The 11,511-nt window shown below is 38.1% G+C and carries 9 protein-coding genes and 1 pseudogene; 2 read left to right on the top strand and 8 right to left on the bottom strand.

The genetic code is table 11. The features are described 5' to 3' along the window. Positions 1–10: 10 nt before the first annotated feature. The gene (locus tag ACLCEG_RS00775; protein ID WP_410565029.1) at positions 11–1,255 is read right to left on the bottom strand and encodes an acyl-CoA dehydrogenase family protein; all 1,245 of its coding nucleotides are present in this window, start codon (positions 1,253–1,255) and stop codon (positions 11–13) included. Between the two features lie 88 nt (positions 1,256–1,343). Here ACLCEG_RS00775 and ACLCEG_RS00770 point away from each other — a divergent pair, with 88 nt between their 5' ends. Continuing rightward, positions 1,344–2,264 (top strand): LysR family transcriptional regulator, encoded by a 921-nt coding sequence (locus ACLCEG_RS00770; protein ID WP_031983087.1) that lies wholly within the window; start codon positions 1,344–1,346, stop codon positions 2,262–2,264. Positions 2,265–2,306: 42 nt separating this feature from the next. Beyond that, positions 2,307–3,119 (top strand): IclR family transcriptional regulator PcaU, encoded by an 813-nt coding sequence (gene pcaU / locus ACLCEG_RS00765; protein ID WP_410565026.1) that lies wholly within the window; start codon positions 2,307–2,309, stop codon positions 3,117–3,119. 96 nt (positions 3,120–3,215) lie between these two features. On the opposite strand, the pseudogene ACLCEG_RS00760 reads toward pcaU, so the two are convergent. The 7 genes and pseudogenes from ACLCEG_RS00760 to ACLCEG_RS00730 all read right to left on the bottom strand — a co-directional run bounded on the left by ACLCEG_RS00760 (position 3,216) and on the right by ACLCEG_RS00730 (position 11,493). Next, positions 3,216–4,082 (bottom strand): annotated as a pseudogene (locus ACLCEG_RS00760) (MBL fold metallo-hydrolase). Between the two features lie 4 nt (positions 4,083–4,086). After that, complete coding sequence (locus ACLCEG_RS00755) at positions 4,087–4,500, bottom strand: DUF6691 family protein (RefSeq protein ID WP_410565024.1); 414 nt, start codon at positions 4,498–4,500, stop codon at positions 4,087–4,089. A gap of 4 nt (positions 4,501–4,504) precedes the next feature. Then, positions 4,505–4,918, bottom strand: a complete 414-nt coding sequence (locus ACLCEG_RS00750; protein WP_200001690.1) for a YeeE/YedE family protein — start codon at positions 4,916–4,918, stop codon at positions 4,505–4,507. A gap of 133 nt (positions 4,919–5,051) precedes the next feature. Continuing rightward, complete coding sequence (locus ACLCEG_RS00745) at positions 5,052–5,519, bottom strand: DUF6438 domain-containing protein (RefSeq protein WP_004701369.1); 468 nt, start codon at positions 5,517–5,519, stop codon at positions 5,052–5,054. A gap of 629 nt (positions 5,520–6,148) precedes the next feature. Then, complete coding sequence (locus ACLCEG_RS00740) at positions 6,149–8,578, bottom strand: glucose/quinate/shikimate family membrane-bound PQQ-dependent dehydrogenase (protein WP_410565021.1); 2,430 nt, start codon at positions 8,576–8,578, stop codon at positions 6,149–6,151. A gap of 82 nt (positions 8,579–8,660) precedes the next feature. Continuing rightward, a complete protein-coding gene (locus ACLCEG_RS00735; RefSeq protein ID WP_410565019.1) occupies positions 8,661–9,980 on the bottom strand; it encodes a carbohydrate porin in 1,320 nt (439 codons plus the stop codon). 61 nt (positions 9,981–10,041) lie between these two features. Continuing rightward, on the bottom strand, positions 10,042–11,493 hold the full coding sequence (locus ACLCEG_RS00730) for a NosD domain-containing protein (RefSeq protein WP_410565016.1): 1,452 nt from the start codon (positions 11,491–11,493) through the stop codon (positions 10,042–10,044). Positions 11,494–11,511 lie beyond the last annotated feature (18 nt).

The following is an 11,511-nucleotide window of genomic DNA, read 5'->3' as shown; positions in this document are numbered from 1 at the left end:
TCCTTTAAACTTATACTTTCTTATGACGACCGAAATAACCACGTTTGGCCAACTCTAATTTGGCAATCATGCCTTTATGTACTTCATCTGGACCATCAGCTAAACGTAAGCTGCGTGCTTGAGCAAAGAAGCCTGTTAATGGTGTATCCCTTGAAACGCCCGCACCGCCATGTAGCTGAATTGCCATGTCGACTACTTTTTCTAATACACTCGGAGCCACTACTTTAATTGCAGATATTTCTGTTAAAGCAGCCATATTTCCTAAAGTATCCATTTTATAAGCAGCATACAAGGTTAAAAGTCTAGCTTGATCTATGGCGACTCGCGCATCGGCTACACGCTCTAGGTTTCCGCCGAGTTTTAAAATTTCTTTGCCAAACGCCGTTCTAGACATGCCTCTATCAATCATAAGCTCTAAAGCTTTTTCTGCAGCTCCAATACAGCGCATGCAATGGTGAATACGCCCTGGACCTAAACGACCTTGTGCAATTTCAAAACCTTGACCCGCTCCACCAATAAAGTTTTCAAGAGGCACTCGAACATTATTAAAGTGAACCTCACCGTGTCCATGTGGTGCATCGTAGTCACCAAACACAGGTAACATTCGTTGAATTTCGACACCCGCCGTATCAATTGGTACTAAAACCATAGAGTGTTGATGATGGCGGTCTTTGGTTTCATCTGGTGTATGTGCCATAAAAATAATGACTTTAGCATTTGGGTCACCTAAACCAGACGACCACCATTTTTTGCCATTTAAAACAATTTCATTACCATCAATGAGCGCAGTCGCTTGCATATTGGTTGCATCGCTTGACGCAACATCGGGTTCAGTCATACAAAAAACCGAACGAATTTTTCCGTCTAATAAAGGTTCTAACCATTGCTGTTTTTGCTGTTCACTGCCATAGCGCCATAACAATTCCATATTTCCTGTATCTGGTGCATTACAGTTAAAAACGGTAGGTGCCAATAAGCTGCGGCCAGTTAATTCAGCAATATGTGCATATTCTTGAACAGTTAACCCAGCACCTAGCTTTTCATCGGGTAAAAACATATTCCAAAGGCCTGCTTGTTTGGCTTTAGATTTTAGAGTTTCTAAAAGCTCGGGCCACTGCCATTTTTTCCAGTTTCCATCTGGATTTAACTCATGAACTTCTTCCCAAAATTTTGCTTCGACAGGTTCTATTTCTTCTTGAATAAATTTTATTGTTCGCTCAGTAAAATCCTGAGCTTTTTTTGAGAGTTCAAACATTCTTTTTCCTTTACATCGTTATCTGGTCTTTACATCAACATAACTTGAAACTTAATATGAATGAAATGATTTTATTAAATAATGTCTCATGAATAATATTCATAACCTACATGGCCTAGACTTAAGTTTTTTTCACCGAATTGATATCAATTTATATCCGCTTTTTATCGCGATTTATGAGCAAAAAAGTATTTCAAATGCAGCAAGCAGTCTCAATATTACACAGTCAGCAGCAAGTCATGCTTTGCAGCGTTTACGCCAGCAAATTGAAGATGATGTATTTATACGTGTAGGTAATAAAATGTCTGCAACGCCTTTTGCAGAACAAATTTATCCAACTGTGAAGCAAGCACTTTTAACCATTCAAAATATTAGCCAACAGAAACATGTGTTCGACCCAACAAGTTTAAAAAGCTTAAAAATCGCCGTGCATGATGAAATTGAACCGATTATTCTTCCAAGATTGGCTCAACATTTTCAAAATCTTAATTTAGATTTGAAGTTTGTGAGTATGAAACTCGATCGAAAACATATTATGACTGACTTGGCGACACAACAGCTCGATTTCGTAATTGACCTAGAACAATATTTATCTCCAAAAATTACCTTTGACCTTCTGGTCACAGATGAGTTCGTTATTTGCAGCCAACTTAAAGAAGTCGATTTAGCTAGTTATATTAATGGACGGCACATTGGTGTTTCATCACGCCGTACGGGTGCTTTACTTGAAGATATTTATTTAAACCAACACCAAAAAATTTCAAGAAATGTATTTCTGCGCTGTCAAAACTACTCAACCGCGTTACAAGTCTTGGGAGCCCAAGCCGACGCAATACTCACCATGCCCCGTATGATTTTGCAGCATTTATCTTATAGCCCTAAGATTCGGTTACATTCTCTACCTTTTGAGATGACCAATATTAAAATGGGTATGTTTTGGCACGAAGATTTAAGGGATAATTTAAGGCATCAATTTTTGCGACATGAAATTATTAAACTTTTTCAGTAAAGCAAATTGATCTACTAAGCTTCTATCGTACAAGGACCAGTAATGAGTAAAGATGAACGGATAATCCAGAATCAGGACAACAAAAAAACGATTCGTCATGAAGATTACATTGCTGGCATTGGTAAAGGCATGGCGATTTTAGATAGCTTTAGTAGTAATCAACATCGTTTAAATATTTCTATGGCGGCTGAAAAAACCGGACTCACCCGAGCAGCAGCAAGACGTCACTTATTAACTTTAGAATATTTAGGGTATCTTGAGTCAGATGGTCACTACTATTATTTAACTCCGAAAGTTCTTAAATTTTCAGGAGCTTATTTAGGTGCAGCTCAGCTTCCGAAAGTGTCTCAGCCTTTGTTAAATCTTCTAACTAACCAAACTTCTCTTATTTATTCAGTGATGGTGCTTGATGGTTATGAGGCCATTACCATTGCCCGTAGTGCTGCCCACCAACAAACCGACCGTGTAAATCCATATGGTCTACATTTGGGTAACCGCTTACCTGCTCATGCGACATCGGCGGGTAAAATTTTACTGGCACATTTAAGCCAGCAAGAACAATTGGACTGGCTTCAAAAATATCCTCTTCAGCGTCTAACCAAATATACGCATGTCGAAAATGATAAATTTTTAAAGTTACTAAAAGAAATTCGAGAGCAAGATTGGTGTTATTCACGTGAAGAACACGAATTAGGTGTTCATGCGCTCGCCGTACCCATTTATGGACAAGACTTTAAAGTGGTTGCAGCTTTAAATATTGTTTCTCCAACTATGAAAACAACTGAAGAATATTTAATCCAACACATTTTGCCTTTATTGCAAGAGACTTCGCGGGATTTAAGACAAGTTCTTTAAATCTTACTTAGGCTATTTCATAAGGTGTCAATTTTATAACTAGCTTAGGCTATTCGGATAGATAAAAAAGATCCAGAATAACTGCTTAGGCTATTTTTAGAAGTAGTTGAAAGGTATTTTCAAATAACGGATGCCATTTGATTCTAGTTCCGGAAAGTTTCCACCGTTCATATTAATTTGAATGGAAGGCAGAATTAATTTTGGCATTGCCAAAGTAGCATCTCGCTCTTGACGCATTTTTATGAATGAGTCTTTGGAAACTCTTTGGTTTAAATGAATATTGCTTTGCTTTTGAGTTCTAATATCTGTTTGACAGACATATTCATCACGGCCTTAGGGTTTATAGTCATGGCATAAAAACATGCGCATGTCGTCAGGAAGTGTATAAAGTTTTTGTACCGAATCATAAAGTGCTGCCGCACTTCCTTTAGGAAAATCGCATCTCGCTGAGCCATAATCAGGCATAAATAAAGTATCACCTACAAAAACAGCATCACCCATCACATAGCTTAAGCAAGCGGGTGTATGCCCAGGTGTAGGAATGTTATAGGCATCTAACTCTCCTATTTTGAAATATTCATGATCTTCAAATAAATAATCAAAAGGCTGATTTTCATTGAATTTCTTAAAATCAAAATTATAAATAGCAGAAAATGTTTCTTGGACAATTGAAATCTTTTGACTAATCGCAATTGTACCACCCAATTGAGACTTTAAATATTGAGCCGCGGTCATATGATCCGCATGTACATGGGTTTCTAAAATCCATTGTACTTTAAAGTTCTGAGCCAAAACATAATCGATAATTAAATCAGCGTTGGTTGTTTTTGTAGTTGCTGAAGCCGCGTCGTAGTCAAGCACACTATCAATAATCGCGCATTGACGAGTCGCTAAATCTGCAACAACATAGCTAAAAGTATTGGTGTTTTCATCAAAAAAATCTTTTACTAGAGGTTGTTGCATAAGTTTAATTTCCTTTATTTAAAACTCGGTAAATAAACATTCCTAATAACATTGCGACAATAAAATAAAGCGCTTCAAAATGTCCTAATCCGATAAGTGTTAAAGATGGCGCTGGACATATTCCAGCTATTCCCCAGCCTATCCCGAAAATAAAAGCACCAGCAATTAGCCTTTGGTCAATCTGTGTATTCATTGGTAATTGAATTTGTTCATTAAAGATTGTTTTAGGACTTTTTATAGCCTTTTGAAATGGAATAAATGCCACGGCAATCGCACCTAACATCACAAACATTAAGCTAATATCCCACTGCCCAAAGATATCTAAAAAACCTAATACTTTTTCAGGATTAGACATGCCAGAAATCATTAAACCTAACGAGAACAAACTACCAAATATAAAAGCCAAAATGTTTTTCATGACATTACCCCAAAACATGACGAACGATATAAACAGTTAACATGCCAGCGAACATAAAAACTCCTGTTGCTATCATGGAGCGTTTTGACAATCTGCTCATCCCACAAATACCATGACCACTTGTACAACCTGATCCAAGCCGAGTACCAAAACCAACCAATAAGCCTGCTAAAATAAGAGCAAACATATTCGCTTTAATTTCAATTTCGGGTTGAAAAAAATAGCCATAAATAAAGGGCGTAATAATTAATCCAGCAACAAACCAGAATGCGGAGCCTTTAAAGATATCTTTAGACGGATTAATGATTTGAGCAAGCAAACCACTAATTCCAGCGATGCGACCGTTTATATATAAATAACCGACTGTTGCAATGCCCAGTAGCAAACCACCTAAGAAGGCATAAACAATATTTGACATGTACTTACCTAAACAATATATGTTTTTATAATATGTATTATACGCTTATTTATTTAGAAATACTTAAAATAAAACTCTTAAGTCTATAAATATTCTTAACAAAAAAAAGCCCCAAATTATGGGGCTTTTATCGTTAGATTAAATCTTTGATGCCTAATTGTTCAGGTAACTTTTCCATAACTTTATTTAGTCTGTTGTTTGCTGGAGAAATACAACCTGTGTAATGGCTTAATTTTGTTTCCGTGCCATTAGGTTTAATCCAAGTAATGTAATAGCTAGACATGTCAGTTGCAGTTTGCTGGCAACCCGCAGTTTTTGATTGAGTTCCTGTTTGAGGACGATAAGTTTTTAATTCACTGGCAAGTTTTTGATAATCTTTTACGCTACCTTGGATTTCTTTAACACCAAGTGTTTTTGTATATTGTTTACCTTCAAATCGAATTAAACCAGTAGGTGTTACTTCTACAGAGTATATTGGACATGCACCAAAACATGGACTAGAAGCATAACGAATTGTTTCTTGTGTATTAGGTGCTTGCTGAACAGAAGCACAACCCATTAAAGCTAAACCAGATAAAGTTGCAAGAACTAAAAATCTCATTACATCACCTATTATTATCAAGTGGCTTTAATCTAACAAATCATATCTAAATTGTCATTAAAGACTCATTTTTCGTCTCTTTATTTAGTAATGCTTAGGCTATTTTCAGATTTTTATAAAATTAGGATAGAATGCACATAAAAAAAGGCCCATCTTTCGATGAGCCTTAAGCCAATTAAAGCTTAAATTCCTGAAATACAAATTATTACTGGGTAGTAATAACCTGCGCCGACCATTCTAGCGTAATGCAATAAATTATATAAATATAATATAAATATATATTTACGCTCGTTTTTCCAACAAAAAAAACTGGTTTTTGATGATTAAAAACTGAATAATGTTTATTTTTAATTAAAATTCACGATCTTAAGTTAAACAAAACTTAATAAATTTTTAAAGTTTATTTATAGTTAAAACATTATAAAAAATTGCTTAATAGTTAGGCTATGACTAGTTTTCATGTCGAATCGTTTATAAGAATTTTCTAAGTTTAGCAATAACTTCAAGCACTTTTTTACTATTTGGTAAAGCTATCTCACTAAAATTATAGAATTTCCGCGAACACTCTAATAGAAAAAAGATATTAAAAAATAAGGGCAAAAGAAAATTTATCCTTTTGCCCTCTTTAATCACTTCTCTAAGCTATATGCGATTACATAATCACCGTGGTCAGGAGACTGACGTGCTCCTCCCGCAGAAACAACCACATACTGTTTACCTGTTTTAGGCGAAACATAGCTGATAGGTGTTCCTTGGCTACCAACAGGCATACGTGACTTCCAAAGTTCTTTACCTGTAGAAGAATCAAAAGCACGTAAATAGTAATCTTGAGTTGCGGCAAAGAATACTAAACCACCCTGAGTTGCCATTGGGCCACCAATAGTCGGCATTCCAATTGGTGCTTTCAAGCCCATCTTAATACCCATAGGTCCCGTGTCTTCAACTGTACCCAATGGTACCTGCCATGCAACTTGACGAGTTTTCATGTCAATTGCCGTCATGGTACCAAATGGTGGTTTTTGACAAGGAATACTTAAAGCAGACATAAAGCGGTTTTTATTCACTTTATAAGGTGTACCTTTCATTGGTACCGCGCCCATACCTGTATTTACTTTTTCACCGCCACTCGCCTGAATCTTGATGTCTTCAGGTGTTTGTTTAATCAATTGAACCCACAAACCAAGACGCATATCGTTTACAAACATGTAACGATGTGTTGGATCGAAAGCAATACTACCCCAGTTCATACCACCTAAAGAACCTGGGAAACTTAATGAAATATCAGTACCCGGTGCAGTGAATAGACCTTCGTAACGCATTGACTTAAAGTTAATACGACACATAAGTTGGTCAAACGGCGTTGCGCCCCACATATCTGACTCAGTTAAAGTCTGATTACCAATTTGAGGCATTTCAACAGAACGAGGTTGAGTCAAACTATATTGTTCACCCGGAATATTTGCAGCTTTAACAGGCTGCTCAATCACTTTAGTCAGTGGTTTGCCTGTAACTCGGTCAAGAACAAAGAATTGTCCAGATTTGGTTCCAATCACAACAGCTGGTTTCGTCGTACCATCTTTTAATGGGAAGTCGACTAGACTCGGTTGCATTGGTAAGTCAAAGTCCCATAAGTCGTTGTGAACAGTTTGATATACCCACTTCTCTTTACCTGTTGTCGCATCAAGTGCTAAAACTGAAGTGTTGTATTTATGGTCTAATGGATTACGGTTACCACCCCAAATATCAACAGATGAACTACCCATAGGTAAGAAAACTGTATTCATTTGTGGGTCATAAGACATAGCAGCCCAAGAGTTTGCCGAGCTACGTTTATACGTTTCACCTGGTTTTAGAACATGATTAGGATCAGGATTACGAGGGTCAAATGCCCAGCGGAGTTTACCTGTAATCACATCATAACCACGGATAACACCACCCGGCATATCCGCTGCTACGTTATCAGCAATACGGCTACCCACCACAATGGTGGTACCTGCAATCGTTGGTGCAGAAGTGACTTCAAAACGTGGAGCTTTTGTTCCATCGCCTAAGCCTTCGAGTAGATTAACTGTTCCATTCACACCAAAGTCTGCACAGCGCTCACCAGTGTCCGCATTCACTGCAATTAAACGAGCATCTGGAGTATTGGTATATATACGGCGTGGACATGCTGTATTGGTTGCAACGGTAGTTACTGCATTCGCACCAGCCAAAGTTGGTTGAACAAGTGGTTTAGTCGAATCAAAGTATGCAACACCACGGCAACGTTCCCATGCATCGGCTTTAGAGTTTACTTCAGCTTTCCAGAGTTGCTTGCCCGAATCAGCATCGATTGCAAAAATGTTGTTATGTGGTGTACATAAAAAGACTTTATTACCAATCTGTAGTGGTGTCATTTGGTCTTCAGCACCATTACCACTACCCGTTGTAAAATCACCCGTTCTAAAACGCCATGCTTCTTTTAGTTTATGAACGTTATCTCGGTTAATTTGATCGAGAGCAACAAAACGGCTACCACCCGTATCATTTCCATAATTTTCCCAATTCACCTGTTTTTTAGCTGGATCAACAGGTACTAAAGGTAGCTTTTCACCTGAACTTGCTACTGTTGGGTGCGGCTGGAACATTTGATAGAGCGCAATCAACATACCTACAACAATTAGACCAGCAACACCATACGCTGGAGCTGCCGATCCATTTTGGAATTGATAACGTCGAATTGAAGGTAATGTAAACAGTAACGCAGCAAAAAGACCAGCAGGAAACATTAAGCGTGAGAATAACGGCCAAAACTCCCAGCCGGCATCAACAAATGACCAGATTACCGTACCAACAAAAACAGCAGCAAAAATCCAAACACCCAATGCTTTTTTACGGAAAATGCTAATTGCTGAAACCGTTATAAATAGTCCTGAAATAAGGAAATACCAAGAACCACCAAGAGATACTAGCTTCCCACCACCTACAATGTAAAAAACACCGGTAGCTAATAAAACTAGGCCTAATATAAAACACCATATTTTGAATAAGATATGAAACTTAGAATCTGACTCAGACATAGATCCTACTCCACATATACTGAACACAAATAGTTCAAGCATTTGGGCCAGTTAAACCATGTCTAACCAGCCATCAATATTGTTAAAAATTAACTTTTACACTCAGGCCCGCCACCCAAGCATCGTCAACCTCTTTTACACCAGCAGGCTGATGGATATATTGAATATTTGGACGCAACATGACAGCTGGAGACCATTGATAGGTATAGTTCAGCTCAATATTTAATTCGTCGTCTTGAATTGGAATATAGTTCGATGCGATCGGATCATAGCTATAATATCCACGGCTTTCGTTTGTTGCGATTTGCTTATCTTTAGCACGATCATTGACTACATAATTGGCAATACCAAATCCAATCGAATCATTTGGACGGCTGTCAAATGGCCCTTTATACCAAAGTGCAAGTTGTTGAGTACTTTGAACAAAAGTCGTTGCTTTATCATTTACAACGCCATTAAAAGTTACGTATAAACCACGTTTTGGATCTTGGCCGGCATGGCTAAGTTGTTGCTGTGCATTAATCCAGAAACTTTGTTTCCCGTCATGAACCTTACCCGCAGTTTTAACATCATTCGCCTCTGCGGTTGAGTACAGTGCACCAACTTTATATTCACCCGGTAAACCATTAAATAGAGCAAGTTTTGGTTTCCATGCAAGCTCAACTGGTATGGTTGCACCTTTCACATTATTCATATCCAGATTAAAACCATCACTATTTGATGCTGTTTTAATATTGTCTGGATTGACCTCATACGCACCAATTCCAAAAGTCCACTCGGGTGCAAACTGATATTTAACGTTTGCACCCCAAATACCAACTGGTGAGTTATACCAAATTGAACCAATTGATTTTCCTAACTGTCCACCACAAAGCAATAAGTTCTGAAACTCACATTGAGAACTATTAAAATCCTCTGACATACCCATACGGCCAACTTTGACTTGTACGGTATTATCCGCAAAACCTTTTTTGATCCATGCTTGAGATAAGCGCCAGATTTTTCCACGACCATAAATTTCTTGCGCGTTGCCTAGTTGGCTAGAGCGTGGGTCTTTAATACGCTCTAAAGTAAGCGCATTACCATCACGTTTAGTCACAACAAGACTCGCTGTTGTATCTTTCCATCCAGCGATTTTTTCTAAATCAAAGTTTGCACCTAAAGAAAGCTGTGCAGCGTTTTCAAATGTATTATTGTCGTTGTAGCCACCATCTAAGTTTGTAGCAGCTTGGCTCATGATAGAAGCTGTAAATTTATAACCCTGTTGCTCTAATTGTTGACGCTCACCATTCCAGTCACCCAATAACCATTGGCGGTCTTGTGACCACGGCTCATTCGCAAGTGCAAATTGGCTACCTAATACAGCGATTGTTAATACACTCAGTTTGATTACGTTTGGCATTTCAAGTCCCTTTTATCTTTTCTAAAATGCGCCCCCTGTTTTGAGGCGCTTTATTTTTTTGTTATTTAACTTGCACAAACCCAAGCTCAGAAGTGGCACCAAAGTGATCCGTTACATTTGCTGTAATTGAGGCAACTTTGACTGTTGGCTTCCAATTGGCTTTTGCGTTGCCTTGTGCGTCTGTGGCAACTGTTATAGTCCCTAAATACTGCTCAGCTTCTTTTGATGTCGCACTCTGGTTGCCAAAAAACTCAACTTGGTAACGTTGATTTGGTAAACCATTAACTTCGATATTAACTGAACCTTTATTTGCTGTTAACTTAGGCGCTTTAATACCCTGATTCGGCTGAGCATTACACCCTTGTTCATTTGGCTGAGTACATGTTTTTTGTAGTTTAGATGGCTCAATCACCACACCACCACCACGAGAGCCAACAAATCCTTCATGCTCAAGCGCAGGAACTCCAAATACAATTGCTCCTAAACGCTGATTTGGTACACATGAACCACCTGCTTCGCAGCGTTTAATATCTTTACCGTTGTCCCAAATTAGGTTTTTAGTCAGTGTAATTCTTGCATTTGCATCTTTTTCTGAGCGAATGGCAACACCAATACGATTGCCATGCACTTTATTGCTATCAAGAATATTGCCATCACCCGTCATGTTAAAACCAATCGAGTTATTGGTCATTTCGTTGTAGGCAATATAGTTACGCTTACCCCAGTTAATCTGTAAGCCATCCGAATAATTTTCAAACTTGTTTCCAACTACAGCATTGTCATTGCCCCACAAGATTTCAATACCTTGTGATGGCTCTGGATTTACTTTGGTAGAAACAAAATGGTTATTCGCAATTAAGTTAAATGCTGCACCACGTGTCAGTTCTAAACCATCACCATTGTCTTGGAAAATGTTATCTAAAACTTTGTTGTTATTTGTAGTGGTTGCTGTCGGATTACCTTTACCATCATCGCCCGTAATCATGACACCAGCACCACCATAGTTATTACTAATACGGTTATGCTGAATAAGGTTATTGCTTGAACGATTAACCAATACCCCTATACAGAAGCGATGGATATCTAATCCTTTTAAAGTCACGTTATTGACGTCACGCAGTACAAAACCCGGTAAAGTCATAGTACGAACATTGGTGCCGTACTGCTCAGGGTTTGCACCTGGACAAGCTTTTGCTCCTTCGCCTTTAATATAATTTGATCCATCAATTGCGATGTATTCACCAGTTTTATCCCACTCTGTACCAATGATTTTGACAGGTGCTTTAATTTCAGGAAGTGCACTATTTAATTTAATCGCATAAGGTGCTTTGCCTACTGCCTGAATCAAGATCTCGCTCGATTCACTTGGGTTAGCATTAGCTTGCTCAATTGCCCAGCGTAAAGAACCTTTGTTGCTATCATCTTGATACCGATCAACAACATAAGTTTGTGCTGCGGTTATTCCTGAAACCATTAAACCTAATGCAAGAGTAGTTAAACGTAATGTATTCATTTCATCATATCCTTATGA

Source organism: Acinetobacter sp. H1(2024) (genome assembly GCF_046557555.1).
GTDB classification, from domain to species: domain Bacteria; phylum Pseudomonadota; class Gammaproteobacteria; order Pseudomonadales; family Moraxellaceae; genus Acinetobacter; species Acinetobacter seifertii.
This window is presented reverse-complemented; position numbering and strand designations above follow the sequence as displayed.

Bases quoted from the DNA above. Each gene is read 5' to 3' on its own strand.
- ACLCEG_RS00745 (WP_004701369.1), bottom strand. From the start codon at position 5,519: ATGAGATTTTTAGTTCTTGCAACTTTATCTGGTTTAGCTTTAATGGGT.
- ACLCEG_RS00750 (WP_200001690.1), bottom strand. From the start codon at position 4,918: ATGTCAAATATTGTTTATGCCTTCTTAGGTGGTTTGCTACTGGGCATT.
- ACLCEG_RS00740 (WP_410565021.1), bottom strand. From the start codon at position 8,578: ATGTCTGAGTCAGATTCTAAGTTTCATATCTTATTCAAAATATGGTGT.
- pcaU (WP_410565026.1), top strand. From the start codon at position 2,307: ATGAGTAAAGATGAACGGATAATCCAGAATCAGGACAACAAAAAAACG.
- ACLCEG_RS00755 (WP_410565024.1), bottom strand. From the start codon at position 4,500: ATGAAAAACATTTTGGCTTTTATATTTGGTAGTTTGTTCTCGTTAGGT.
- ACLCEG_RS00775 (WP_410565029.1), bottom strand. From the start codon at position 1,255: ATGTTTGAACTCTCAAAAAAAGCTCAGGATTTTACTGAGCGAACAATA.
- ACLCEG_RS00730 (WP_410565016.1), bottom strand. From the start codon at position 11,493: ATGAATACATTACGTTTAACTACTCTTGCATTAGGTTTAATGGTTTCA.
- ACLCEG_RS00735 (WP_410565019.1), bottom strand. From the start codon at position 9,980: ATGCCAAACGTAATCAAACTGAGTGTATTAACAATCGCTGTATTAGGT.
- ACLCEG_RS00770 (WP_031983087.1), top strand. From the start codon at position 1,344: ATGAATAATATTCATAACCTACATGGCCTAGACTTAAGTTTTTTTCAC.